The sequence below is a fragment of the Halomonas sp. ML-15 genome (assembly GCF_014779595.1).
GTDB lineage: Bacteria > Pseudomonadota > Gammaproteobacteria > Pseudomonadales > Halomonadaceae > Franzmannia.
Genome location: NZ_JACXZT010000019.1, coordinates 474,885 through 501,047 on the forward strand (window position 1 = coordinate 474,885; position 26,163 = coordinate 501,047).

Annotated in this window: 25 protein-coding genes and 1 riboswitch; of the genes, 14 read left to right on the forward strand and 11 right to left on the reverse strand. The window is 62.7% G+C overall.

The annotated features are described in order from the left end of the window. Positions 1-134: 134 nt before the first annotated feature. Entirely contained in the window at positions 135-563 is a 429-nt protein-coding gene (locus tag IEI94_RS13830) for a TraR/DksA C4-type zinc finger protein (protein ID WP_191167878.1), read from the forward strand. 49 nt (positions 564-612) lie between these two features. On the opposite strand, the gene IEI94_RS13835 is transcribed toward IEI94_RS13830, so the two are convergent. Next, complete coding sequence (locus tag IEI94_RS13835) at positions 613-1,392, reverse strand: class I SAM-dependent methyltransferase (protein ID WP_224750144.1); 780 nt, start codon at positions 1,390-1,392, stop codon at positions 613-615. A 412-nt stretch (positions 1,393-1,804) separates the two neighbouring features. Between IEI94_RS13835 and mgtE the strand changes: the two genes are divergently transcribed. From mgtE to IEI94_RS13865, 6 genes are all read left to right on the forward strand, one after another. Further along, positions 1,805-3,154 carry a magnesium transporter gene (gene mgtE, locus IEI94_RS13840; protein ID WP_191167880.1) on the forward strand — a complete coding sequence of 450 codons (1,350 nt, stop codon included), beginning with the start codon at positions 1,805-1,807 and terminating at the stop codon, positions 3,152-3,154. A gap of 130 nt (positions 3,155-3,284) precedes the next feature. Further along, positions 3,285-3,815 (forward strand): helix-turn-helix domain-containing protein, encoded by a 531-nt coding sequence (locus IEI94_RS13845; protein ID WP_191167881.1) that lies wholly within the window; start codon positions 3,285-3,287, stop codon positions 3,813-3,815. After that, on the forward strand, positions 3,812-4,540 hold the full coding sequence (locus IEI94_RS13850) for an AzlC family ABC transporter permease (protein WP_191167882.1): 729 nt from the start codon (positions 3,812-3,814) through the stop codon (positions 4,538-4,540). The genes IEI94_RS13845 and IEI94_RS13850 overlap by 4 nt, the downstream gene beginning before the upstream one ends. Beyond that, positions 4,533-4,871 carry an AzlD domain-containing protein gene (locus IEI94_RS13855; RefSeq protein WP_191167883.1) on the forward strand — a complete coding sequence of 113 codons (339 nt, stop codon included), beginning with the start codon at positions 4,533-4,535 and terminating at the stop codon, positions 4,869-4,871. The genes IEI94_RS13850 and IEI94_RS13855 overlap by 8 nt, the downstream gene beginning before the upstream one ends. Positions 4,872-5,013: 142 nt before the next feature. Further along, positions 5,014-5,484, forward strand: coding sequence for a hypothetical protein (locus tag IEI94_RS13860; RefSeq protein ID WP_191167884.1), 471 nt, complete (start codon positions 5,014-5,016; stop codon positions 5,482-5,484). Beyond that, on the forward strand, positions 5,477-6,097 hold the full coding sequence (locus IEI94_RS13865; RefSeq protein WP_191167885.1) for an OmpA family protein: 621 nt from the start codon (positions 5,477-5,479) through the stop codon (positions 6,095-6,097). The genes IEI94_RS13860 and IEI94_RS13865 overlap by 8 nt, the downstream gene beginning before the upstream one ends. Positions 6,098-6,151: 54 nt before the next feature. Here the strand turns inward: IEI94_RS13865 and IEI94_RS13870 are convergent, their stop codons facing one another. The 4 genes from IEI94_RS13870 to IEI94_RS13885 form a co-directional block, all read right to left on the reverse strand. Then, positions 6,152-8,761: a hypothetical protein gene (locus IEI94_RS13870; protein WP_191167886.1), complete on the reverse strand. Its 2,610-nt coding sequence runs from the start codon at positions 8,759-8,761 to the stop codon at positions 6,152-6,154. Between the two features lie 25 nt (positions 8,762-8,786). Beyond that, on the reverse strand, positions 8,787-9,617 hold the full coding sequence (locus IEI94_RS13875; protein ID WP_224750145.1) for a molecular chaperone: 831 nt from the start codon (positions 9,615-9,617) through the stop codon (positions 8,787-8,789). A gap of 122 nt (positions 9,618-9,739) precedes the next feature. Continuing rightward, the gene (locus IEI94_RS13880) at positions 9,740-10,210 is read right to left on the reverse strand and encodes a DUF4402 domain-containing protein (protein ID WP_191167888.1); all 471 of its coding nucleotides are present in this window, start codon (positions 10,208-10,210) and stop codon (positions 9,740-9,742) included. 156 nt (positions 10,211-10,366) lie between these two features. Further along, positions 10,367-10,927: a DUF4402 domain-containing protein gene (locus IEI94_RS13885; RefSeq protein ID WP_191167889.1), complete on the reverse strand. Its 561-nt coding sequence runs from the start codon at positions 10,925-10,927 to the stop codon at positions 10,367-10,369. A 140-nt stretch (positions 10,928-11,067) separates the two neighbouring features. Further along, a riboswitch (cyclic di-GMP riboswitch) is annotated at positions 11,068-11,156 on the reverse strand. Between the two features lie 278 nt (positions 11,157-11,434). Between IEI94_RS13885 and IEI94_RS13890 the strand changes: the two genes are divergently transcribed. Continuing rightward, a complete protein-coding gene (locus IEI94_RS13890; RefSeq protein WP_191167890.1) occupies positions 11,435-13,159 on the forward strand; it encodes an ExeM/NucH family extracellular endonuclease in 1,725 nt (574 codons plus the stop codon). 21 nt (positions 13,160-13,180) lie between these two features. Here the strand turns inward: IEI94_RS13890 and IEI94_RS13895 are convergent, their stop codons facing one another. Beyond that, on the reverse strand, positions 13,181-14,350 hold the full coding sequence (locus tag IEI94_RS13895) for an alpha-hydroxy acid oxidase (protein WP_191167891.1): 1,170 nt from the start codon (positions 14,348-14,350) through the stop codon (positions 13,181-13,183). A 263-nt stretch (positions 14,351-14,613) separates the two neighbouring features. Here IEI94_RS13895 and IEI94_RS13900 point away from each other — a divergent pair, with 263 nt between their 5' ends. From IEI94_RS13900 to IEI94_RS13910, 3 genes are all read left to right on the forward strand, one after another. After that, positions 14,614-16,368 carry an AMP-binding protein gene (locus IEI94_RS13900; protein ID WP_191167892.1) on the forward strand — a complete coding sequence of 585 codons (1,755 nt, stop codon included), beginning with the start codon at positions 14,614-14,616 and terminating at the stop codon, positions 16,366-16,368. Then, complete coding sequence (locus IEI94_RS13905; protein WP_191167893.1) at positions 16,362-17,273, forward strand: bile acid:sodium symporter; 912 nt, start codon at positions 16,362-16,364, stop codon at positions 17,271-17,273. The genes IEI94_RS13900 and IEI94_RS13905 overlap by 7 nt, the downstream gene beginning before the upstream one ends. A 156-nt stretch (positions 17,274-17,429) precedes the next feature. Then, the gene (locus IEI94_RS13910) at positions 17,430-19,040 is read left to right on the forward strand and encodes an SLC13 family permease (RefSeq protein ID WP_191167894.1); all 1,611 of its coding nucleotides are present in this window, start codon (positions 17,430-17,432) and stop codon (positions 19,038-19,040) included. 225 nt (positions 19,041-19,265) lie between these two features. On the opposite strand, the gene IEI94_RS13915 is transcribed toward IEI94_RS13910, so the two are convergent. Genes IEI94_RS13915 through IEI94_RS13930 form a run of 4 tightly spaced genes read right to left on the reverse strand, consistent with a single transcriptional unit; the run spans position 19,266 to position 22,903 of the window. Next, complete coding sequence (locus tag IEI94_RS13915) at positions 19,266-20,552, reverse strand: MFS transporter (RefSeq protein ID WP_191167895.1); 1,287 nt, start codon at positions 20,550-20,552, stop codon at positions 19,266-19,268. Further along, a complete protein-coding gene (locus IEI94_RS13920) occupies positions 20,533-21,549 on the reverse strand; it encodes an alcohol dehydrogenase catalytic domain-containing protein (protein WP_191167896.1) in 1,017 nt (338 codons plus the stop codon). The genes IEI94_RS13915 and IEI94_RS13920 overlap by 20 nt, the downstream gene beginning before the upstream one ends. Beyond that, entirely contained in the window at positions 21,549-22,367 is an 819-nt protein-coding gene (locus IEI94_RS13925) for an SDR family NAD(P)-dependent oxidoreductase (protein ID WP_191167897.1), read from the reverse strand. The genes IEI94_RS13920 and IEI94_RS13925 overlap by 1 nt, the downstream gene beginning before the upstream one ends. Before the next feature lie 8 nt (positions 22,368-22,375). Next, positions 22,376-22,903 (reverse strand): 2,4'-dihydroxyacetophenone dioxygenase family protein, encoded by a 528-nt coding sequence (locus IEI94_RS13930; protein ID WP_224750146.1) that lies wholly within the window; start codon positions 22,901-22,903, stop codon positions 22,376-22,378. A gap of 271 nt (positions 22,904-23,174) precedes the next feature. Between IEI94_RS13930 and IEI94_RS13935 the strand changes: the two genes are divergently transcribed. From IEI94_RS13935 to IEI94_RS13945, 3 genes are all read left to right on the forward strand, one after another. After that, positions 23,175-24,971, forward strand: a complete 1,797-nt coding sequence (locus tag IEI94_RS13935; protein ID WP_191167898.1) for a sigma-54-dependent Fis family transcriptional regulator — start codon at positions 23,175-23,177, stop codon at positions 24,969-24,971. 90 nt (positions 24,972-25,061) lie between these two features. Next, positions 25,062-25,439: a type II toxin-antitoxin system RelE/ParE family toxin gene (locus IEI94_RS13940; RefSeq protein ID WP_318153399.1), complete on the forward strand. Its 378-nt coding sequence runs from the start codon at positions 25,062-25,064 to the stop codon at positions 25,437-25,439. Then, positions 25,420-25,740, forward strand: coding sequence for a helix-turn-helix domain-containing protein (locus IEI94_RS13945; protein WP_191167900.1), 321 nt, complete (start codon positions 25,420-25,422; stop codon positions 25,738-25,740). Before IEI94_RS13940 ends, IEI94_RS13945 begins: the two co-directional genes overlap by 20 nt. Positions 25,741-25,839: 99 nt before the next feature. Here the strand turns inward: IEI94_RS13945 and IEI94_RS13950 are convergent, their stop codons facing one another. Beyond that, entirely contained in the window at positions 25,840-26,025 is a 186-nt protein-coding gene (locus IEI94_RS13950) for a hypothetical protein (RefSeq protein ID WP_191167901.1), read from the reverse strand. Positions 26,026-26,163 lie beyond the last annotated feature (138 nt).

Sequence of the window (26,163 nt, forward strand, 5' to 3'; positions counted from 1 at the left end):
AACTAGGCCGCCCTCCGCGGCGGCCACGTATATTCGCCTCGGCACTAGGCGGAATAATGATCGCATGCGGTGCAATAGCACACGCACAATGTTATGTTATAACACCTTTAACCATATGAAGAAGAGAACCGTCGATGCCCTACTCCGCGGAAGAGGCACGCTTGATCGCCATGCCCGACGAGGACTACATGAACGCCGAGCAGTTGGACTTCTTTCGCCAGCGTCTGCTCGAGGAGAAGGCGCAGGTAGAAGACCACCTGCGTGAGGTTCGCACGGCCATAGCGTCGCACGAACGCGATAGCGACGAGCTGGACCAGGCAGCCTTCGAAGAGGAGCTGCGATTGCAGCTGCGACAGGCCGACCGTGAGACACGCCTGCTGGCCAATATCGTGGAGGCCCTGCGTCGAATCGACTCGGGCGATTACGGCTACTGTGAAGAGACCGGCGAGCCAATCGGCATTCCACGCCTGCTGCTGCGCCCCACTGCCCGGCTATGCCTGGAGGCCAAGGAGCGCCAGGAGCAGCAGGAACACCACTATCGCAAGGCAAGAGGAGAGGGCTGAGCCAGGTCAGCAGCAAGGCCCTGCTCTGCGTGCCGCGTGTCTGACGCTGTTATCGATCGATGAGATGGTGCCGTGGGTCCAGCGGCTCGGCGGCAATCAGATAGTCGGCACCGCAGGGTAAGCCCTCCTGGCTGCGTGCAAGTGGCAAAGCCTGCGCTCGCAGCGCCTCGACATGAGCGCGCAGCGCCCCACTCAGGGCCTCATCGTCGATATACTCCAGCCGACGCAGGCACATATCCAACTGGGTGTTGACGAAGCGTTCGCGGTAGCGAATCGGGAAGTGGCGAATCTCGCACACCCGGAATCCGGCGATGCCCAGCTGCCGCTGCACCCAGCTCACGGGGTATTCACGGTAAGGCCGCCCCCCGCTCATCAGCAGGCAGGCGTCTCGCAGGCGACCGATGCTTCGCACGATGCGCCCCGCCTCGGTCCCCGGGTCGTCAAGCACGTAGGGCTCGGTGCCGACGATATAGAGCCGCTGCTGGACATGTGGGCGGATGCGCTGCAGCACCTGCTCCTGCCAGTAGGGTGCGAAGCCCTCGATGGCGCCGATAAAGTAGTCGAGCAGTACCGTATCGAAACCTTCACCGTAGAGCAGGTCGTCCGACATCCAGTTACCGACGATGATGCGATCCTGCGCACGGCGTGCCTTGCTGACGGCCTTGCCGGCCACCTCCGCCATGGACTGCGACGCCGTCACCGCCGTCCAGCGCTCGGTGTCGAGCCCGCTGACCCACTCCAGCGACCGGCGCCCGGTACCGGCATCGAGCAAGCTGCCCCAGGGCTGGTCGCCGTGCAGCGTCTCGATCACTTGGAAGATTGGCGACATATTGCGCTTTGGACCTTGCTCAGTGGTCATCTACTCAAGCCCTCGCTAGGGGACACCCGCGTTGTCTCTGTTGGATCACCGCAGCCAGCCGCGGCCGACGGCATAAGCAACGTTATCACATCGCATTATGCATCGGCTTAACAGACCCTTGCCACCCAATAGCATCAGACAAGCGATTCGTAACGCTTGGCGTTGACGTTCATTACCCGAATGCCTAATATCCCCGCGCTGCCGAATGGCAGCGAAACCCCTGTAGAGGAATCTATGGAACCTCCGAGTCGCATTTACACGACTGACAACTTGATCGACCGCGCCGCGTCGACTGTCGTGGTGCGCCGGAGCCTGCCCCTGCCTATCCGCTAGGCCGTGGTTCCTGCGCGCCCTCAAGTGACGCGCGCCAAGGAGCCACACCATGAGCTATGCCGTTCTCGCTGCGTCCCTGCGCAGCGCTATCGAGCGCCAGGATCTCGATGCCATCCGCCAGCTGGTGGCCGAGATGCAACTCGCCGACCTCGCCGAATTCGTCCAGATCGAGCAGGAGGGGACCACCCTGTCGCTGCTCGACTACTTGCCGCAGGACAAGCGCGCCAGTGCCTTCGGCTATCTCGAGGAGGAGACCCAGGCCCAGCTCGCCAGCGAGATGAACGACGCCGAGCTGGTCGAGCTGCTCAATCATATGAGCGCTGACGAGCGCACCGACCTGTTCAAGCTACTCGACGAGCCGCGCCAGCAGAGCTTGCTACGTCGCCTGGCCCAGGCCGAGCGCGACGACCTGCGCAAGCTGGCCAGTTACGAAGAGGGCACCGCGGGGGCCGTCATGACCTCCGACTACGTGGCGGTGCCCGGCGACCTCGACGTGGCCGCGGCACTGGACAAGGTGCGCCACACCGGCCCCAACGCCGAAACCATCTACCAGATCTACTGTGTCGATGATGAGGGACGCCTGCTCGGCACCCTGTCGCTGCGCGAGATGATCCTGGCCAACCCCTCTGCCCCGCTGGCCAGCCTGATGACCGAGGAACTGGTGGTGGCCAAGGTGGACACCCCTCAGGAGGAGGTGGCCAAGCTGATCTCACGCTACGACCTGCTGGCGCTGCCGGTGACCAACGGCGGCGAGCGGCTGGTGGGCATCGTGACCTACGACGACGCCATGGACGTAGCCGAGGAGGAGGCCACGGAGGACATGCACAAGGGCGTCTCGGTGGGCAAGATCGAAGGTGGGCTGCGCAGCGCCAGCCTGTTCGAGCTCTACCGCAAGCGCATCGTCTGGCTGGTGCTGCTGGTGTTCGCCAATATCTTTTCCGGTGCCGGCATCGCCTACTTCGAGGAGACCATCGAGGCCTATATCGCGCTGGTCTTCTTCCTGCCGCTGCTGGTGGATAGCGGCGGTAACGCCGGCTCTCAGGCCGCGACCCTGATGGTGCGCGGCATGGCCACCGGCGACGTGCGAACCCGAGACTGGGCCAAGCTGCTGGGTCGCGAGGTGTTCGTGGCCGTCGGCCTCGGCCTGACCATGGCCCTGGCGGTCTCGGTGGTGGGCATCTTCCGCGCCGGCACCGAGATTGCCACGGTGGTGGCCATGAGCATGGTGCTGATCGTGATCATGGGCAGCCTGATCGGCATGCTGCTGCCGTTCCTGCTGCAGCGCCTGCGCTTCGACCCGGCGACCGCCTCGGCGCCGCTGGTGACCTCCATCGCCGACGGCGTGGGCGTACTGATCTACTTCGCCATCGCCACCGCGGTGCTAGGGCTGCCCGCTTGAGCCACAGGGGCGCCAGGTTCAACCGTTGCCGTTGTTCCTGACGCCCCCTCCCCTTCAGAGCAAAAGCAATTGACAGACACTCGTTCCTTATATAGAACGTTCATTATAAGGAACGCTTAAAGGCTCCGTCATGGACAAGCTCTCCCTCGGCACCCTGGGCCAGCATCTGCAGGCCCTTCGGCTTGCGCGGGGCTGGTCGCTATCGCAGCTGGCCGCCGCCGCCGGCCTTGCCAAGTCGAACCTGTCGCGCCTCGAACAGGGCAACGGCAACCCCACCCTGGACACTATCTGGCGTCTGGCGGTGCAGCTCGGCGTGCCCTTCGGCACCCTGGTAGCGCCAATCAGCGTGCCGCTGGGCGAGGATGGTGTCGAGGTGCGGCTCATCGACCAGGGCAAGGAGTCGCCCCAGGTGGATGCCTACTGGATGCGCTGTGCGCCGCATACTCTGCGCCACGCCGAGCCGCACACCCCGGGCGCCCAGGAATCCCTCACCCTGATCAGCGGCACTCTGGAGGCCGGGCCGGATGGCGCCACTCAGATGCTCTCGGCCGGCGACACCCTGACCTTCGCCGCCGACCAACCGCACGCCTATCGTACCCACGACACCTGGGCCACGCTGCTGCTGACCATCGTCTACACCGGCCAAGGAGACGCCCCATGAGCCAGGCCACCCAGACGCTGCCGCGCCCCTGGCTGAGCGGCCTGCGCGATGCGATTCCCCTGCTCGGCGGCTATGTGCCGGTCTCGATCTCTTTCGGGCTGATCGCCAGTCAAGCGGGCTTCAGCGCGTTGGAGGCCGTACTGATCTCGACGCTGCTGTATGCCGGCGCCGCACAGTTCCTGTTCGTCGGCATGGTCGCCGCGGGGTCGCCGCTGTGGCTGGTGGTCGGCATGACACTACTGATCAATCTGCGCCATGTGGTCTATGCCCCCAATATCACACCTTGGCTGACCACCAGCCGCTGGTGGCCCTGGCTGATGCATGGTCTTACCGATCAGATCTTCGCCCTGGCCCATAGCCGCCTGCCGCAGATGCCGGCGGAGCGGCGACTAGGCTGGTTTACCGGCGCCGCCCTGCTGGCCTGGTTCAGCTGGATCGGCGGCACCGCGCTGGGCGCCGTGGCCGGCGAAGAGCTGACCCGCCGCTGGCCGCTACTCGGTGAAGTCATGCCGTTTGCCATGCCGGCGCTGTTCCTGGTGCTGCTGGCACCGCGCTTCACCTCCCGACGCTGGTCCCTGGCACTGTTCAGCAGTATCGCCATCGCCTTGCTGCTCAACGTCTCCGGACTGGCCAATGCGGCGATTCCCCTGGCCGCCGCCTGCGGCGCCGCCTGTTTCTATCTGGTGAAGTCCGACGCCACTGCCCGAGGAGGCCGTCATGAGTAACGCGCTATGGCTCGCCATGCTCGCCACTGCGCTGGGCACCCTGCTGATGCGGCTGCTACCGCTGCTGTGGATGCGCCGCCGCCTGGCGCGGCTCGATGCCGACGATGACGGCCTCGATGCCATGCCCCAGTGGCTCGGTATCCTCGGCCCCTTGATGATCGCCGCGGTGCTGGGTGTCTCGCTGGTGCCCACCACGACCGACGCAACGTCCTGGCTCGCTACCGCCATTGGCGTAATCGCGACCCTGGCGGTGTGGTGGCGACTGCGCTCGCTGGGCTGGCCGATTGCCGCCGGGGTGGCGACCTATGGGGTGGTGATGCTCTTGGGGTAAAGCTCTCTCCAGCCCCTCGTTGAAAGGAGTGGCAGCCATGTGCAAGAGTGCTAAAGTTACTATGCTGCCCCCTGAGCATTACCCCACGGCGGTAAACACAAAGGAATGTCACCACTTCTCGTGGTCAGAAAAGGGACGTCCGATGAAGATCAAACACTCCATCTATGCTGGAATCGCTCTGCTTGCCCTCGTCATTACGACCACTGCTCAGGCCGAGGAACCGCTAGCAGAAGCCGAACTCAGCAGCGGCCTGGCCATCGGCCAGGTGACTGAGGCCAACCGTTCCGACGGGGTCCTTACCGTTAGGGTTAGCTTTGCCGCGCCGGAAGGTGCAAACAACCGCAGCGAGCAGGAGCAGATCTACCATCGAATTAGCGGCAACACTTACCGTGAAGAGTTTTATATCCTCGCTGGCGAGAACCGCCATCTGCTGCTGGCCGACACCGAAGGCACACCTCTCACCATCCCATCGCTGCAGATCACCCGGGACGGCGATACAGTGCGCGGGGCTTGGTGGGGCAAATTTCCCGCCCCCGAAGAGGACATAACGAGCTTCTCGCTGGCCCTTCCTGGCGGCATGCTCTTCGATAACGTCCAGATCAGCGATGAATAGCCAACTGGTGTTTACCGCTGCCTGCGGGTGTGTCGCACTTATGGCGACCACGGCGCTTGCCGACGATGACGACAAGCGAGAGCCCGATCTCTCATCCGCCGTGATCCTTCCGCTCGAGCGCACGGTGCTTCCCATTGAAGGCCTCGCCCTGGGAACCGTTGCATCGGTGTCGTCACTGGCCGAGCAGGCCATGACCCTCTCCGACAGCAGCGACACCATCGAGACCACCGTTGTCGACGACCAGATCCGGCTATCGATATCCGGTGACGTACTGTTCGATTTCGACAGCGATGCAATCGAACCGGAGGGAGCCGAGGTACTCGAGGATCTGGCAGCCTTGCTGAGCGAGTCCGATATCGAAGCCGTGCTTGTCGAAGGGCATACCGACAGCATGGGTTCGGCCAGCTACAATCTCGAACTGTCGGAGCGTCGCGCCCAGTCGGCCATCGACTGGCTTACCGAGAACGAGGGGCTCTCCGGTCTCGAGTTCACGCCTGAAGGCCACGGCTTCGAACGCCCGGTGGCGGACAATACCCATTCGGACGGGTCGGACAACCCCGAGGGCCGCCAGCAGAATCGCCGCGTCGAATTCGTCATCGATGAGGGTGGCTGAACATAGTGTGAAGCGGAACTCGTAACATATATTTTGCTACGGTCGGGTTAAGGCTCACCAGACCATCAGATCGATGCCGCTGATAAAGGCGCCATCGCCCGACACGCTCAGTTCCCTTGTGCCGGCATCCGCCAGATTCAGGCGCTGCAGTTGTTGCGGTGAAATTCTCAAGCCGTAATCCCCGGCCGCTACCCCTGAAATGATATAGAAGCCATCCCAGCTGCTCGTTGCCTGGCCCACGGTCTCTTGCCGATCGTTCAGCAGCTGCAGTTCCAGGTCGCCTACGCCGCGCTCGATACCGTCTTCGCGAAGATAGACCGTGCCGTCGATCTCCGTGGTCATGCGCATGGGAAACTCCAGCCTGGCCACGCTGCCGGGTCTTGGCACCAGCCGCATCCCTTCCACCTCGGGTGCCCACTGCGGGTTTAGCAGGGTCGAGGTATCGACCCCGATATCGACATACTGATTGACCGGCAAGTGCTCGATATAGGCAATGCCCGACGCATCCGTGCGGACCTGGCGCCTGCTGCCGTTGACCGTGAACCCCACGCTCTCCAGCGGCGCGTCAGCAGCGTTCATCCCACCGCTGTGATTGGGGTCCATGAACACGCGTATGGAAGCGGCACCGCTGTTGGCCATGGGTCGGGCACTGTAGCGCCAGCGGGAGCGCCGGGAATCTCGACCCATGGCCACAAACAGCTGTGCCCCCAGCACCATGTCTCCCGTATCGATGTAGCTTGCGTTCACGCCAAGCCCGAAGCTGCCCAGGCTTTTGGTCAACCCCGCCGTGTAGCGGGTTTCGGGTTCCACGAAGGTGTGGGCGACGCTCAGCGTGCCACGATAGCCGTCTGCCAGGTACCTGTCGGCGGCGAGCGCCAGCGAGGAGACGTCGCTCTCCGCGCCCAGCAGGTATTCGACCTGGCCGCGCCAACTCGTATCGCGCACGCGGCGGCTAATCTGCAGGCTGCCGGCGGTGTGCTCGTTGTTACCGGAGGCGTGCCAGCGCAGGGTATTGGTGACAGCTGTGCGCTTCACATACGCCGACACGCGAGCGCTGACATGGGTATCGGTCACCCCGGACTGGCGTTCATCTCGCGCCGCCTCGAGCGTGACGGGCAGGCGTTGACGCGGTGTCAGCGGCACACTGCCGCTGAGTCGAAGCGCATCGCGGGTGCGAACGGGGTCGCTGCGACTGGGAAATAGCTCGCTGGTGAAATCGCTCAGATGGGCACGACTCGCATCCACCGCCACGCCGCCGATGCGCGTCTGGACACCGAGTTCGGCGAGTGACCCGCCGTCACTGGCCTGGACGACATCTGCGCCGATACTCAGCGACTGCCAGAAGGTCCTCACCCCGAGGTTGGTATAGAGCGTCTCGCCCCCGCTCACCGGTGCCCGAACCATCCCCGCCGAGGCGGTCAACGAACGCGCCAGCCCGAGGTCGAACTGGACGATGGATCGGGTTTGCCCAGCATCGTCCCGATGCTCCGTCACGCTGTACTGGAATTCCCCAGGACGCACCATGGATTGATCCAGCGGAAAGCTGTATCGCTCGACCCGCGTCTGGCCCAGGGGGCCGTTGAACAGCAGGCGGAAATCATTGCGGCCGTAGCTCAGGGGCTGGTCGTCGAAACGATAGCGTCCCTCGGCATCGGCGAGTGCAAACCCCACCAGGGCATCGTTGTAATAGAGTTCCACGTCCCATCCCGGGGGCAAGTCACCTTCGAAGGCCTGGCGGTCAAAGCTGGTAGGGCGTGTCAGGGGCCGGTTGCTCAAGGTCACCCCCTCGCCGCGAGTGCCGCGGGTGATATTGTCCACGCTGGCGGTCGAGAGGCTACCGAACCTGACGGAACGCGCTTGCAGCGGACCCAGCAGGTTCGCCCCTGGATCATAGCGCTGGAACGTGGCCCGCACTTCCGGCGAGCGGCCCTGATGACGGCTGGAAAAGTAGAGCGAGGACTCCATGCCCAGCAGGTCACCGGTGACAAAAGCGGTATAGCGTGCGTCGCTCTGGACGCCATCCTGGGTGCGCCGCAGCTCCGTTGCCAGGGTCTGATCGATGGACGGCAGGCTCAGCAGGCGGTATGGCTGCCGGTGATGGGGATATCCGGGATCTTCATAGCCGGCACGCGCACCGGCACGCCCCCCCAGGCGCTCCCGGTCGAGCCGGGCCTGCAGAGGCAAGGCCTCGAGGGCAGTCACGCGCAGCGAGAGGCTACCACGCTCGATCTCGAGCGCCAGCGGCAGCCAGCGCTCGAGCAGGGACGCGGCAATATAGAGGTCGTCCGGCTCTGTCAGCGCCAGCGCCGGATCGAATGTCTCGGTCGCCCCGCTACGGGTCACGCTGGCGTTGCCCAGGTTCAGGCTGAAGCCACGATCCTCACTGAGAATGAAACCAGTGGCGGACCCTTCCCGGGGCTGAGTCTGGATGGCAATGGTCAGCAGTCTTGCCAGCTCGCCGAGTGGCAGCAGGGTATGCTCCCCCACCTCATAGGCGGGGATGGCGTTCGACAGGACGAACTGATCCAGGCGCACTTCCAGCAGCAGAAACTCCGGCTCGCTGGCATGCTCCTCGGCCGTCAGGACCGGGGCATGGGCAAACAGCAGGAGCACTAGAATCAGTATCGCCAACTGACCGGCCCGGCGGGCGGTAGCGAATGTCATGGCGAGCTACCAGGGAGCGAGAGCCCTATAGCGATAGCTGCGCCTCGGCCAACAGCCGGCCACCATCCTTCGCCTGCTCCCGATAGGTGACGCGAAGCGTGCCGTTGCTGAGCGGTAGGCCACTCGGCGGTCGCAGTACGATGCTCGCCCGGCGCAGCGGGTTGGGGGTATAGACCGCCACCCCATTGGCACGGCCAATGACCTGCTCGTCCCCGCTTCTCGGAGTGAAGCTGACGGTCAGGTCGCCGTAGACCGATTGCGTGCCGCTACGCTGCATCTGCAGGCCAAGCAGCGGCGCGCCGCTCGATGCGCGCTGAAGCGCGAGCCCGGTCAGCGAGACGCTAGCGTCGGTACTGCCATGCCGAACGATCACCGGGATCGACGCGCCGACCAGCGCCGTCAACTGGATCCCTATCCCCTCAGCGGCACCGGCACCACGGCTCTCGATGCTGCGACTGCCCTGGCTATCGGGCTGCTGCGTAAACAGCAGGTGCGAGCGATACTCGCCAACCGCCAGATCAGCCGGCTTCTGCACCATGATGCGGATAGCCTGCCCGACGCCGGGTTCCAGGGTCACCTGGCGCGGCGAGTAGCGCAGCAGCTCATCGGCGAATCGTTCGCCAGGCAAGGGCGTATCGGTCTCCGTAAAAGCGCCCGTTTCGCTCATGCGTCGGTTGACCAGGGCAATGCGATAGGTGGCGCTTTGGGTACCGTTGTTGATCAGTTCCAACTCGGCCGAGCGCTGATTGCCCTCGAGGACAATTCGGGTCGGATAGAGCATCAGCTGGGCCATCGCCTGACTCGCCGGCAATATGAGCAGCAGGACACACAGGGTGACGCGGTACAGCAACGTCATGAGACGCGCTTTCTGGCTCAAGGCATCGGGAAGCATGGCGGGATCCATTTGTCGCGTTTATCGGATGTACGGGAGGGCCCGGGTCACGCTGGTCACTACCCAGCCGCAGTGCCAGGGATGCATCAGTTGTAATTCACGGTAATGTGGAAGGTACCGGAGTAAGCACCCGGCGCCTGACCGCTGCCAACGTTGAGCCTGCCCCCAACCGTCAGGGTCTGGGAGCCTCCCCCGCTCAATTGGCCGTCGGCTCCGGCAGGAGAACTGGTAAAGTCGTTGACGACCATATCGCCGCCCGGGCCCATCAGCTTGACGAAGTCGTCGCCAGGCAACTGAATCGTATAGGTCGCCTCGGTATCGCCTGTGACCGTATACTCCGCGGGCAGACCGACGCTCGAGGGGATCAACAGCACATCGCCTCCGGCGCTGCGTACGCCACTGGTGCTGACCGCGACCCAGCCGCCACTGCCGGCCACGAAGCTGCCGAACGACAGCCCTCGGGTATTATGGATCTCGACGTCCTGCGCCCATCCCTTGGATGCCATCATGATGGCCAGGGCAGCGCCAGCCGTGATCATTGGCCAGTGGCGTGTCATCGCAGCGCTCCCGGAAGGCGTAAGATCCCTCGTCATACCGCTGACGAAGGCTCTGCTGGAAGTGAACTGAAGGGATGGTGGAACCCCTGGAAGACGCATCATGGCGCCCCTTTGGCAACGCCGAGCTTGCGCCCGGCGAGACACCTCAACGAACGGTTAGTTGTACTCGACCGTGGCAGTCACATCGCCGGTATAGAGGCCTGCTACCTGCGCTGCACCCACATCCAGCGTGCCACCCAAGTAGATGGACTGGGTACCCGTCTCGCTCAGCGTACCGGTGTCCACTTCGCCAGAGGTGGCATCGCCAGCGGTCAGGTCACTGATTCGTGCCAACACCATGGTCTCCCCGGCCCCAGCTGTATTGGTCAGTGAGGTAGCACCGGACCAGGCAATGGTATAAGTCGCATTATCATCACCGGTGACGTCGAACTTGGCGGCGGCCGGTGAGGAGCCGATGGTTGACAGAATGACATCCCCTGACGAGGTTCGGGCACCGCTAGTGGAAACCGTCACGGTGCCGACTGCGACGCCAGCCGCAAACCTGCCGAAGTTCAGATCCACGTCCGTAGTGATCGCGATGGGCGAAATAACGGAGGCCTCCGCCGTTGTCGAAGACTCTGCCGCAAAGCTGCTGGATGCCCCGAAACTCCCAAGTGCGACAGCGGAAACCAGCGCGGCGCTGCGTGCATGCTTATACATAAAAGTAGAAGTAGCCATTTATCAATCCCCTGTCAGCAATTGCCACGGCTTATTTGCCGTCGATAATCGCTTGAGTGAACACCGGTCAGGTGAAGGGCCGATAACAATGCGATGAGGGGGCGGACATAGCGAAAGAGCTGCCCGCAACCACATGGAATGTCGGCGGTCCCGCTACCATGGGGCTGCTATACCCTTTAGGCCGGTGACTTTGCGTCCCCGACTTTCGACGGGTTTGCCTTTTCGTGCTGTTCAACTCGCTCGAGTGTAGTGTCTTTTCTAAGCAAAAGTACTTAATTATCTCAAAAAACCAAAAATAGACTTTATCTCCTTATTTGCCACGCTGCCGTTTATAAAAAAACATAACCTCAAGACCAACTGACTTTATATAAAACCTAAAAATCATTGATAAAAATACAAATGGCAATATAAATTTGGCAGCACCAAGTGTATCCATCCCGCTGATTCGCTTATGATATTACCTAGGACGTAGCCAGGACAGTGTCGGCGTTTGCCAAGGAGGCCATCATGACGAATACCGCCCAGCCCCCTGCCAGCGGCAAACAGCGGCGCCATATCGTGACCACGGGCGCATGGCTGCTGACCCTGCTGCTGACGGTACCGGCGGCGGCCAGCTGCCCCGCGGAGTCCAACGCCGACCTGGCCGCCATCAAGGGCGTTGGCGAGCCCTCGCCGCTGCCCGCCGGCCAGGAGGTGATCACCGAGGGCGTGGTGACCGGCGCCTTCCTCGGCCGCGACAATCTTGACGGCTTCTATCTCCAGCAGGCCAGCGAAGAGGGCCCTGTCGGCCTGTTCGTCTATATGCCTGCGGCAACAGAAAGCGACGCCGAGCTTATCGCCCCCGGCCAGCACCTGCAGCTCCATGCGCGGACCGGAGAGCACCGCGGCCAGATTCAATTGCAGCGAGTCGAGCGGGTCGCAGCCTGCGTCAGCGACCAATTCCCGGAGCCAAAGGCGGTGGAGTGGCCGCTCGACGCAGCAGAACTGGAAGCGCTACAGGGACTGCTGGTGGAGTTCTCCCAGCCGCTGACCGTTACCGGCAACTACGAGCTGGCCCGCTACGGCACCCTGACGCTTGCCGCCGAGCGCCTGTTTCGGCCCACCAACACACCCAACGAGCCCCAGCAACACGAGACTCTTCTGCTCGACGACGGCAGCTACCGCGCCTTCCCGAGCCCCATTCCCTACCTGGATGAAGAGGGCACCCGTCGTGTGGGCAGCACGGTCGAGGGACTGACCGGGGTACTCGCCCACGCCTTCGACGCCTACCGCCTGCATCCGACCACTGAGCCGTACTTCGTGGATGCCAATCCGCGCCCGGAGGCGCTCCCAGAGCCCGGAGAACGGCTGCGGGTGGCGACATTCAACGTCGAGAACTACTTCACCACCCTCGGCCAGCGCGGTGCGGCGGATGCTGCAGAGCTGGAGCGCCAGCGGGCCAAGCTGGCCGCCGCGGTGGAGGGCCTGCAGGCGGATATCCTGGCCCTGGTGGAAGTGGAGAACGACCCCGCTGCCCTGGACGACCTGGTCGAGCAGCTCAGCGAACGGACGGGGGGCCACTATCGCGCGGTGGGCGGGGAGGCCGACCGCGGCACCGATGCCATCAAGGTCGCTCTGATCTACCGGCCGGACCGAGTGGAGGCCGTCAGCGAGCTCTATGCCGACAACGCCCCGACCCACCACCGCCCGCCGCTGGCGGCCTTCTTTCGCCGCGTGGCGGGTGGGCCGGCCTTCGGCGTGATCACCGCTCACTTCAAGTCCAAGACCGGCTGCCCCTCCAGCGGCGATATCGACCGCGGCCAGGGCTGCTGGAACCAGCGCCGGGTGGAGCAGGCACAGGCCATGAACGGCTTTATCGAGCGCCTCGCTGACGCCGAGGGCCACCCGCGCCTGCTGCTGATCGGTGATCTCAACGCCTACGGCGCCGAGGACCCGATCCGCACTCTCACCGGCGCAGGCATGATCGACCTGATAGCCTGGGAGCTGCCGCCCGAGCGGCGCTATAGCTATGTGTTCCGGGGCGAATCGGGCTACCTGGATCATGCCCTGGCCAGCCCCGAACTGGCCGCGGCGGCCGCTGAGGTGCGGCCGTGGGCCATCAATGCCGACGAGCCGCCTTTCCTCGGCTACGACGGGCCAGACAGTGCCGCGCCCTACTTTCAGGCCGATCCTTTCCGCTCCTCGGACCATGACCCGATCGCGGTAGATCTTGACTGGCCTGGGCCTGAGTAGGGCGGCAGCGTCATCCCACGGTCAAAGCTTGACGGTGGGATCATCAAAGCCGCGGGGAACATACAGGTTGTGCTTGCCAAGATTCTTGACGTCCGTTTCACCACACAGCGCCATGGTGACATCCAGCTCCTTGTGGATGATCTCCAGTGCCCTGGTCACGCCGGCCTCGCCCGCCGCCCCCAGCCCGTAGGTGTAGGCTCTGCCGATATAGGTGCCCTTGGCGCCTAGGGCCAGCGCCTTGAGCACGTCCTGACCGGAACGAATCCCCGAATCGAGGTGCACTTCCACGTCATCGCCCACCGCGTCCATGATCGCCTGCAGCATGCGAATGGAGCTGACGGCACCGTCGAGCTGACGACCGCCGTGGTTGGAGACGATGATGGCGTCGGCGCCGATCTCGACGGCGCGCCGGGCATCCTCCGGCGCCATGATGCCCTTGACGATCAGCTTGCCACCCCACCACTCCTTGAATTGAGCGATACGTTTCCAGTCCAACGAGACATCGAATGCTTCCGACGTCCAGGTAGAGAGTGACGAGGGGTCGCTCACCCCTTTGGCATGGCCGACGATATTGCCGAAAGAGCGGCGCTTGGTGCGCAGCATCTCCAGCCCCCAGGGGATCTTGGTGGCCATGTCGGCAATCGAGCGCGCGGTCAGCTTGGGCGGTGCCGAGAGCCCATTCTTGATGTCCTTGTGGCGCTGGCCGAGGACCTGCAGATCCACCGTGACCACGATCGCCGAGCAGTTGGCGGCCTTGGCGCGCTCGAACAGACGACGCATGAAGTCGTCATCCTTGAGCGTGTAGACCTGAAACCAGAAGGGCTTGGTCGTATGCTCGGCCACGTCCTCGATCGAGCAGATCGACATGGTCGAGAGCGTATAGGGCACGCCGAATGCCTCGGCCGCGCGAGCCGCCTTGATCTCGCCATCGGCAGACTGCATGCCGGTAAGCCCGACCGGCGCCAGCGCCACCGGCATGGCCACGTCTTCACCGATCATCTGGCTACGCGTGGTGCGCCCATCCATATCCACCGCCACCCGCTGCTTGAGGCGGATATGCTGGAAGTCACTGGTGTTATCGCGAAAGGTCTGCTCCGTCCAGCTGCCGGACTCCGCATAGTCGTAGAACATCTTGGGGGTGCGGCGTGCATAGTGGCGTCGCAGATCTTCGATATTGGTATAGATCGGCATCTTGGCTCCTGAGTCAGAGACTGACATGGCGTCTACTCGCGTCTTTGACGCTACGCGCTGGCTTGAACAAGCTGCCCGCTCTGCGGCGACGGGCATCGCCTGGCAATTATGTTAGCGTCTTAACGTTATCCCCATGGGCTCAACAAAGCCACCATCCGCCATTAACCTGGGAGAGACGAAAGGGGGTGCAATGGCGGCCATTTACCGCTAATAAGGGAGGATAAAAGCGATAACAATACTTCAGCCCTGTCACAAGGAGCCGCATGGAGCCGCCAACTGCCACCCAAGACCGCCCATGGGTCCGCCACTATGGCCCGATCCCGGCCACGCTGCCACCTCCTGAGCACCCCAACCTGGCGGCGCTGATCAGCGCCAGCGCCGCACGCTTCGCCGCGCAGAAGGCGTTCACCAGCTGCATGCCCAACGGCATGAACGGCGCCCTCAGCTATGCCCAGGTCGACGACGCTTCCGACGCCTTCGCCGTCTATCTGCGCGAAGGGCTAGGACTTACGCCCGGCAGCCGGGTCGCGGTGCAGCTGCCCAACTGCCTGAGCTACCCGGTGGTGGTCTTCGGGATCCTCAAGGCCGGCTGCGTGCTGGTCAACACCAACCCGCTCTATACCGCCTCGGAGATGACCCAGCAGTTCGCCGACAGCGGCGCCGAGGCGCTGGTCATCGTCGATATGTTCGTCGACAAGCTGCCCGAGGTGTTGCCCAACACCGCCATCCGCCATGTCGTAGTGACCAGCCTGGCGCAGTTCTTCCCACCGGTGGTGCGCCAGGTCGTCAAGGCGGTGCTCAAGCACTGGAACCGGGTGATCCCTCCCTGCCGCGTTGAGGCTACCGCGCTCGGCCAGGCGCTGGCCAAGGGCAGGCAGCTACGTCAGGCACAAGGTGTGGAAGTCGCCAGCTACTGGCGCGACCTGCCCCCCGAGAGCCTTGCTGCGCTGCAGTACACCGGCGGCACCACCGGCATTGCCAAGGGCGCCATGCTCAGCCACGGCAACCTGCTCGCCAACGTGACGCAGATCGAGGCGATGGCCGGGTCCCACATCGGCGACGGCGAGGAGTGCGTGCTAACCGCCCTGCCGCTCTACCATATCTTCGCCTTCTCGGTGAACCTGCTCGCCTTCTTCAAGTACGGCGCCCACAACGTGCTGGTGCCCAACCCACGGCCGATCCAGAACCTTCAGCGGGCCATCGAGAACTACCCCATCAGCTGGATCAGCGGCGTGAATACGCTCTTCAACGCCCTGCTCAATGAGGAGTGGTTCACCCTCTACCCGCCGCGTCGGCTGCGCGCGGCGGCGGCCGGTGGCACGGCGCTGCATGCCGCCGTGGCCGAGCGCTGGGAGAAGGTCACCGGCACCCCCCTGGTGGAGGGCTACGGCCTCACCGAAAGCTCGCCGGTGCTGTGCTTCAACCCGCTGGTCGGGGTGCGCAAGCCGGGCAGCATCGGCATCCCGGTGCCCGGCACCGAGATCCGTCTGGTCGATGATGCCGGTCAGCCGGCGGTCCGGGGCGAGCCCGGCGAGCTCGCCGCCCAGGGCCCCCAAGTCATGCTGGGCTATTGGCAGCAGCCGGAGGCGACCGCCCAGGCGCTGCGCGACGGCTGGCTATACACCGGGGATGTCGCTGCCATGGACGAGGACGGCTATCTGCGTATCGTCGACCGCAAGAAGGACCTGATCCTGGTCAGCGGCTTCAACGTCTACCCCAACGAGGTGGAGGACTGCATCGCTCTGCTCGACGCCGTCCACGAAGTGGGGGTGATCGGCGTCCCCGACCCCGATACCGGCGAGGCCGTACGCGCCTATATCGTGACCCGCGCCGAGCTCCCGCCCGATGCGGTGAAAGCGCACTGCCGCCAGCATCTGGCCCGCTACAAGGTGCCGAAGCAGATCGCCTTCGTCGACGAGCTGCCCAAGAGCCCGATCGGCAAGGTGCTGCGCAAGGACCTGCGGGCCGAGTACCTCAAGGAACATCCGCCAACCGCCGACGGGAGCCGCGCATGCTAAGCCCACTCGAGGAGACGCTGCTGGCCCTGATGATGGCCGTGATCATGCTGGGGATGGGGTCGTCGCTGACCTTCAAGGATTTCCGCATCGCCATGCGCCACCCCCAGGCGATCGGCATCGGCTTTGCTTCCCAGTACCTGTTCATGCCGCTGCTCGCCTTCCTCATCGGCCGTGCCCTGCAGTTGCCGCCCATCCAGGCGGTCAGCCTGATCCTGATGGGCTGCGTGCCCGGCGGCACCACCTCCAATATCTTCGCCTACTTCTCGAGGAGCCTACTTGGCCTGTCCATCCTGATGACGGTCTGCTCGACGCTACTCGCGGTGGTCATGGTGCCGCTGGTGCTGGCCCTCTACACCACCGGCATCGACGCGGCCTTCCAGATCCCCTCGGCCAATATCATCGCGGTGCTCGGCGTGCTGCTGGTCCCGACGCTGCTCGGAATGTGGCTGCGCCGGCGCAACGCCAACCTCGGCGCCTGCACCGAGCTGATGGGTGGCATTCTCGGCGTGGTGGTCATCGTGTTCCTGATCGCGACCTGGGTGCCGCGCAACTGGCAGCTGCTGATGACCACCGGCCCCGAAGTCTATCTGGCGGCCATTGGCCTCGGCCTGTGCGGCTTCGTGATCGGCTACTGGTTCAGCCGCGCTGCTCGCCTCGACCCGCGGAAGGCGCGCACCGTGTCGCTTGAAACGGGGATCCAGAACGGGCCTCTGGCGGTGCTGATCGTGACCCTCTCGTTCAGCGGTGACACCCAGCAGCAGATGCTGCTGATTCCGGTGATGTACTCGCTGTTCATCGTCATCAACTCCACCTTCGTGACCTTCTACTACCGCCGGCTCAGCCTGCGCGAGGAGCTGGCCCGTGACCAGGCGAAGGTAGAGACCGCGGCACCGGCCAGGGGCTGAGACTCGACAAAGCATAGGCAAATGTAGAAGAGTGGTAGAGGGCCAAGGCTGAACCATGCCGTGCCCAGCGCTGGAATTTACGCCATACCCGCTCCAACATTGCCGGGAGGATCTACAAGGTAGTCGTCGATTACGGATCATGGAGGAGGAATAGCAATGGCAGATCAATCACGCCAGGAAATCGACTACGAGGATATTTCCGGGGGCCCGGGAGGCGGCGAGCGATCCGCCAGAACGATCTGGGTCCTGCGCGCCTTCGGCTTGATCATGGCGCTGATCGTCTGGATCGCCATGGGCTTCGCCGAGGGGCTCTCATCCGACGCCCGCTGGGTCGCCGCAATCGGTACCCTGATGGCGGTGTGGTGGATGACCGAGGCGATTCCGCTCTCGGTTACCTCGCTGCTGCCGATCGTGCTGATCCCGATGCTCACGGAACGCACCGTGAGCCAGGCCACCTCCCCCTATGCCAGTCCTATCGTGTTTCTCTTCCTCGGCGGCTTCTTGATCGCCATCGCCATGGAGAAGTGGAACCTCCATCGCCGCGTCGCGTTGCTGACCCTGGCCCGGGTAGGCGTCGAGCCCAAGCGCATCGTGCTCGGCATGATGCTCGCCACGGGCTTTCTCTCGATGTGGGTCTCGAACACCGCAACGACGCTGATGATGCTGCCCATCGGCCTCTCCGTGCTGGCCCTGATCGCCGAGCGAACCGACACGACAGACAGCGACGGCCAGGCCGCGGACAAGGAACAGGCCGCGCACCAGCCGGGTCATGTGGACGTCATGGCCGACGACAACATCAAGCGCTTCGGCCTCTGCCTGCTGCTGGCGATTGCCTGGTCGGCCAGCATGGGCGGCCTCGGCACCCTGCTCGGCAGCCCGCCCAACGCCATCGTCGCCGGCTACGCCGCCGACGAACTGGGGCGCAATATCGGCTTCCTCGAGTGGATGATGCTCGGCGTGCCCCTGGCCTTCACCTTCATCTTTATCGGCTGGATACTGATGACCCGGGTGCTCTACCCCTTCAAGGTCGATGAGATTCCCGGTGGCAAGGAGATGATCGCCGGCGAGATCCACAAGCTTGGCAGATTCAGCCAGGGCGAGAAGATGGTGATGCTGGTGTTTTGCTCGGCGGCATTCCTGTGGGTAGTGCCCGGGCTGCTCGGCAATCTCCCCTGGATAGGCGAGCGGCTGGGGCCGCTGGGTGAGCTCAACGACACCGCTATCGCCATCGCCGCCGGCATTGCGATGTTCATCCTGCCCGGCAAAGGACGCGGCGAGATGGTGCTGACCTGGCAGGATGCCGAGAAAGGGCTGCCGTGGGGGGTGCTGCTGCTGTTCGGTGGTGGCCTGAGCCTCGCTGGCGCCGTTGCCGCGTCCGGCCTCGACGGCTGGTTCGGCGAGCAGGTCACCGGCCTCGGCATGCTGCCAATCGTCCTGCTGGTCGCCGCCGTCGCCACGATCATCATGTTCCTCACCGAAGTGACCAGCAACACCGCCACCGCCGCGACCTTCATTCCCGTGCTCGGGGGCGTTGCCATCGGCATCGGCGCCGACCCGATGACGCTGCTGATCCCGGCCGCCTTTGCCGCAACCTGCGCCTTTATGCTACCGGTGGGTACGCCGCCGAACGCCATCGTATTCGGTACCGGTGCGGTGACCATCGGCCAGATGGCGCGTGGCGGGGTCGTGCTCAACGTCGTGGGTATCGTCCTGATTACCCTGTTCTGCTACCTGATCGGCGGCTTCGCGCTGGGGCTGGAGTTCTGATCATTGAGATAAGGCCATAGGAGGTGCCAGATGGCCGCATGCTGGCCATCTGGCACTCGGCTCGCGGCCTCCTTTATAAGTGTGCAGCAACAGATACTGCGCATGCTATCAGCCGACCTACGATGATGGCATTGATAGCTGATTGAGAGCGGAGCACCCTTGTAGCAACTACCTACACGAGTAGTTCGTGTAGGAGGTGTCACCATGACTATCACGATGCAGCTCTCAATTGGGGGATGCCGAGGCTAGCGCCTCTTGCGAGCGCTTGGCCAAGATCGCTGGTGCCGTCTCCTTCAGCCCCAGTGCCAGAATGCCTGCCAGGACACAGATGCCACTCATCAACCATAGCGGTGCGGACTGGCCGGCAACGTCGGCTGCTGCACCAGCCAGGGTCGGCATGACACCGCCACCCAATACTTCGCCGATACCACATACAAAACCGAGCGTGGTGGCGATGTAACGTGGGTCGACTGTTTCGGAGGGAACGATGGCCATGAACAGCGGAAATATGCCATTCAAGGACCAACCGAAGAAAAACAGAATGGCCAGGATGAACGCATGCCCTTGGAAGTACATAGCGCTCAAGGTCAGAATCAACCCCATGAAGGGCGTGATGATCATGACCGGCTTGCGACCCACCTTGTCGGAGATACCGCTGACCACGAAGCTTCCGACGGCCGCCGAGATGCCCAGCGTCCCCATCAGCCAACCCATCGCTTGAGGGGAGTAGCCCCGCACACTGGTGAGGTAGATCGGCATGAAGGACCAGCAAACCACCAGGTAGCCGATCAGCAGGATCGCCATGAGCGAACAGATGACGATGTTTCGGTGCGCAAGCATCTCCCTGATACTCGGACGCTGGGAGGCGGGTTTATCGCCTACGGCGGACGGAACCGGAGCGATGCCAGGCTCACGCATCAGCCACCAGAGAAGTCCGGCGGCCAGCAGCCCGGGAACCCCCGCGAGGAAGAAGGCCTCTCGCCAACCAAAGGTCGAGGCGACGGCGACCAGCACCACCGGAGCCGCGAAAGAGCCCAGCAGATTCGATCCGAAGTTCTGCATCACGCCCATGGCCACACCCCGGCGTTCGGGCGTGACTTCCATGGCCGTCACCGTCTGCGATATCGGCAGGATGGGGCCCTCTGCAACCCCCATGAGTAGCCGCGCGCCAAGCAGCATCAGGAAGGAGGTGGCGAGTCCCGTCAGAAAGGAGCAGAGTGAGAAGATGATGGTGGCCACAATGAGAAAGATCTTGCGGCGCCCACTGCGATCGGACATGGCACCAAACACCATGCCCGATATGGCCCAGGCAATCGATAGTGCGGAGGCTGTCAGGCCTATTTGAGTATTCGTCAGTCCGAGTTCGGGCTGCACGAATGGCATCAAGAAACTCAGCGCATTCCTATCGAAGAAGACGATACCGAAGTTCAAGCTCAGCAGTGCTACCAGAATGATCTGATAGCGTGAGCTGGCGCGTGCGTTGGGCATGAGGTTAGCATTGTTGTTGTTCATGGCTGATGAGCACCTTGCATTGTCGAGTGCGGTTTTTTAGAGCCTCGAATACCGATGGCACCTTCTGCAGCGGCACCGTCTCGGTAATCAAATGGCGTGGTTCGATAGCGCCGGCGTCGAGCACATCCAGGGCACTTTCGTATTCGCGTTGGGAAAAGAAGGCAGCCGTCTGAAGGCGTATCTCCTTCGACAGGGCGGCAAAGGGAACGAAACTGTCAGGCTTGGTACACAGGCCGAGGAGCAGAATGGTGCCATGAGGGCGCACCTGATCGATGGCTTGGGCAATGAGGCCTGGAGCACCGGCACACTCGAAAACGATATCCGCTTTCCCGCCGAGCTCACGCTCCGCGCTCCCCACGGGATCGTCTGGCGTGCAGATGAAACCGGTCGCCCCCATGTCGTGGGCTCGCTGCTCCTGATACCGGGCAATGTCCTGGACGACGACCTGCCTCGCCCCGAAACGACGCGCCCAGAAAGCCACCGCCAGACCGATGGGGCCGGCACCTAGTACCAGGACTCGGTCGCTGGGTTGCATGCCGGAAAGCCGAACCCCATGAAGCGCGACAGCAAGCGGCTCGACGATGGCGCCGTCGTCCGTGTTCACGCCATCGGGCAGCGCAATACACTGGCGTGCCGCGGTTGCCGCGTACTCGCCATAGCCCCCGCCCTCGAGCACCATTTGCCGACACCACGCAGGATCCCCCGACCGGCAGGAGAGGCACTGCCCGCAACTTCGGAATGGCATGACGGAAACCAGCTGACCCGATCGCAGGTTGTCGACCGCGGCGCCGCAGGCGACGATCTCTCCGGCATACTCGTGACCCAGCACAGCACCGGGGCAGAGTCCGAACACGGCATCTTCGGTCATGTGCAAATCCGAGCCGCAGATCCCACACCGCTTCACCTGGATGACGACCTCGTCATCCCCCGGCGTGGGATCGGGAAGCTCACGGATTTCCAGAGGCCGATGTAACTCCTGAAAAACGGCAGCACGCATCAGCCGACCCTCCCCAGAGACGTCCCCCCATCGATGACCAACTGCGCCCCCGTCATATACGAGGACGCATCCGAGGCCAGATAGAGGGCGAGTGCCTTGATCTGCTCCGGCTCCGCCAACTGCCCCAGGGGCACCTTGGCATCCCAACTGCGGCGTACGGTTTCGTCTTTCAGCCAACCGCCGCCGATATTGGTGATGAAGCCCCCCGGCGCGATGGTATTGACGCGTATCCCAAACTCGGCGAGCTCCAAGGCCAGTTGGCGGACCATATGGGAGACACCGGCCTTGGCCGGCATGTAGGGGAGCCCCACCACGGGCTCGGTGATGATGGCGGCATTCGACGAGGTGACGACGATGGCCCCCCGGCGCTGGGGCTTCATGTACTTCGCCGCCATGCGCACGGTGTTGAAGGTGCCAGTCAGGTTGATGGCGATCGTCCGGTCCCAGCGGGCGGGGTCCAGGGTATCGACCTGTCCCTCTTCATTGCGCCACCCGGCCGGATTCCAGAAGCCCGCGCCTGGGTCGATCCCCGCATTGGCGAAGACGATGTCCAGGCCGTCGAAGTGACGAATATGTTCCTCGAATGCCAGATCCGTTTGATCTCTGTCGGTCACATCGAGTGCCTGGGCGTATACTTCGAGCCCCCTCTCTCTCAACCGGCCGGCTTCATGCTCTGCGGTCTCGATGTCGATATCCGTGAGCGTGACCCTGGCGCCGTTTTCCGCCAGTACTTCGACATACGCGAGCCCCAGGCCCGAGGCACCACCCGTGACCAATGCCGAGCGACCCTCGACACTGAACTGTTTAAAAACGCTCATGGTATCCCTCACAGAAACAGTTGTTCGTTGATGGGAATACCGTTTTCTTCGCAGTAGGTGACGTAGTGGTTGATGAACCAGAAGACATCCAAGGTCTCTGCCCACTCCCCATTTTCGTCGTAGAATTCATTGGCCCCCTGCATCCAGAACAGCGCTTTCATGCCATTCGGTTCATCGGTCACCAGCGTGTGGGCCTGGCCGGGCATTTCGGTAATGAATTCACCGGGTCCGCAGGTCCAGTCGTACTCCAGATAACGAAACGTCCCCTCCATTCCGACAGCCCAGACCATACCTCGGTGCTTATGCGTACCGATGACACCCGGGCCCTTTATCCACAAGATATTGCAGTAAACATTGTTCCTGACATCGAAAGCGAGATGGCGTATCGCCGCATTTTCGCCAAAAGGAACCCACGGACTTTCCGTTTCCGATCGCCCGACGAAACTCCCCTCTCGCCCGAATCGATCCTGCATTGCCTTCATCGGCTCGGGTACTTCGACGACTTTATAAGCAGTACTTGCAGGTGCATTCAACACGGTCTTTCTCCTCTAAATGCTGAGACATATGGCTTGCCAATTAACTACGAGCAAGCGGTGTGCCACTAACGAAGAGGAGTAGACCTTTGTATAATCAATGGGCATAACTCCCCATTGAGCCAGCAGAATCTCACCCACCTTGAAGACCAATGGATAACGGCAGGGAAGAGAACGATCCTTTAAGATTTATAAAATTCATAATTTTCACAAAAAATTTTGTAAAACCGAGCCAGGATCGAATTCATTTCTGCGACTTTGGTAGGGTAACCACATGCCCAAGAAACTGCGCCTTTCGGAGATAGCGACGCAAGCGCAGCGAGCCAACTCCGTCGAAGATGCGCTGTATGCCGGAGATCCTCCGACGCTACACGACTTGACGGAGAGTCTTCGCTTCACACCCAACGACGGACGGATCTGGTTCGATACGCGCCGCATGCTGCTGTTCGGCGCCAACTCCTTCGGCGCCTTGCGTCGAGAGCTGATTGAGGCGCTGGGGCCCATCGGCGCACGCGACCTGCTGATGCGCGTCGGCTTCTCGGCCGGCGCCTCGGATGCGACGTTCGTGCGCAAGCACTGGCCGGATAGCGATGATGCCGGGGTACTGAGCGCGGGAGAGCGATTGCACGCCGTCATGGGGATGGTCAAAGTCGAGACGATACGCCGCGACCACGATATTCCGAACGGCACTTTCGACGCCGAGTTTCTCTGGCATGACTCCATCGAAGCCGCCGAGCACGTCAAGGCGTACGGGCTCTCCCAGGAGCCGATCTGCTGGATGCAGCTCGGCTACGCCAGCGGCTATGCCAGCGCCTTCTATGGCAAGCGCGTGATATACCGTGAAGTGGAGTGTGCCGGCTGCGGCGCATCGCACTGCCGTATCGTGGGTGAATCGACCAGTGAGCGCATGGACGACATCGATGATCTCAGTTGGCTGCAGCTCGATCGGCATACGTTGCCAAACACCCAGACAGCGGCTCGCACCGCGCGCAGAAAGGCCGAGGCGTCGTCTATCCCCGAAGACACACCCAGCGGTGACGATTTCCAGAGAATCGTGGGTATCTCTGCCGCTGTCAGCGTCGCCTTGCAGAAGATCGAACGTGTCGCCCCCACGCCTGCCACCGTGCTGCTCAATGGCGAGTCGGGCGTGGGCAAGGACCTCTTCGCCAACGCGCTGCATCGCAGCAGTTTGCTGGCCGATGGTCCCTTCGTCGCCCTCAACTGCGCGGCAATCCCCGATACGCTGATAGAGGCCGAGCTATTCGGCGTAGAAAAAGGCGCCTTCACCGGGGCGGAACGCAGCCGGCCCGGACGCTTCGAACGCGCCAATGGCGGCACCCTCTTTCTCGATGAAATCCCGTCACTGAGCCTGGAAGCCCAGGGCAAGCTGCTGCGCACGCTGCAGAATGGCGAAATCGAGCGCGTTGGCGGGGGGCAGCCGATCCAAGTCGACGTGCGGATCGTCGCCGCCTCGAACAAGGATCTCTTTCAGGAGGTACAGGCCGGCCGCTTCAGAGAGGATCTCTACTACCGTCTTAACGTCTTCCCGATCCGGCTCCCGCCGCTCCGGGAACGGCGCGATGATATCCCGCTACTGGTCGAGCATTTTTCACGCCTCTACGCCCAGCGCTATCGAAAATCCATTACCGGGCTTACCCGCAAGGCCTCCGACGCCTTGCTGGAATACCACTACCCCGGCAACATCCGCGAGCTTCAGAACCTGGTGGAGCGGGGTGTCATCAATGCCATGGATGGCGGGCCGATCGATGTCTTCCACCTGTTCGAGGACGCCGGGTTCTCCTCGAACCCTGGCCCCAGGCTAAGAATCAACGACGCGGGAGACCTCGAGACGGCCTGCCCCGCCGACTCCGCTGAAGCCAGACCCTCCAGCAACGCCGACGAGCCCACGACCCAGCGGGAGGTGGAGATGCTCGAACGCGTACTCAGCGCTACCGAAGGCAATGTCTCCCAGGCCGCACGCGAACTTGGCATCACTCGGGCCAGGCTGGCCTACCGGCTCCAAAAACTGGAGCTGGACCCAGTGGCGTACCGTTATCCAATCAAAAGGTGAGTGCTGTTGGGCATCATCTCAGCGTCGCCAGGAGTCTGGCCCCCACCGGCAATGTATTGCACTTAGTGGTATGGTTTTACGTTGAGACGAGTGTTCAAAACCCGAACCTTCACCCGCTCGATGAAGAAGGCCGAGCTAACCGACGCAGCCCTATGTGCCGCAGTCCAAGAGATGAGCCAAGGGTTCGTGGATGCCGATTTGGGTGGTGATGTTGTGAAGAGGCGCGTCGCGCTGCCTGGCCAGGGCAAGCGTGGCGGAGCCAGAACCATCGTCGCTACGAAAATGGCAGGGCGCTGGTTTTTCCTCTATGGCTTCAGCAAGAACGAGCGTTCCAACATCGATAAGGATGAACTGAAGGTGCTCCAGGAAGTGGCAAGGGAGCTGCTTGGTTTTGATGATCGGCAACTGACTATTGCGCTGGCTGCCGGTGAAATTGTGGAGATATGTGATGGCGACGACAAAGCGTAACAGCCGAATTCTGGACGAGATGCACGAGACAGCGCGTGGGCTTCATGGCGCCGGTCTGATCAGCAAGCGTCGCATGGGTGAGTTCGAGGCGCTGTGCCATCTCGATGTGCACGAAATAACGCCGCAGCAGATCAAGGCGCTGCGTGAACAGGCGCACGTAAGCCAGGCGGTTTTTGCCGCCGTGCTGAACACCAGCCTGTCGACGGTTCAAAAGTGGGAAGTCGGCGACAAAAAGCCGAGCGGGCCGTCACTCAAGCTGTTGAACCTGATCGAGCGCAAAGGGCTGGAGGCGGTAACCTGAAGTGCGTGTATGGCGTTGTATTGTAGTCAATTGCCTCACACGCCAAGGCCGACATCAACTGTCAAGCGTTACTTGACAGTTGATGTCCTATGCGAAGCATCAGGCTGACTGCCACAACCCCGTCAGGGCTTCGGCCTGCTGGAGCACTGTTTGCACTGCTGCATCCTGTAAATCCGGCGGATAGCCATCATTGCCAGTCGCTCGGCGGGTGTGCAGAAACCAGGGGGTCATTACATAATGCGCCAGTGCCGCTTTCAGCTTCTGGGCAATACCAATGTAATCCATGATTAAGGCCACCGGTTTCGCGGTTAACGCGAGCAATGGCCTGCATCAGGCTAGAGGAAGACCAACATCTGGAATGCTGTGGTGGGCCCAGCTGGACTCGAACCAGCGACCAAGGGATTATGAGTTCGCTTTAAAACA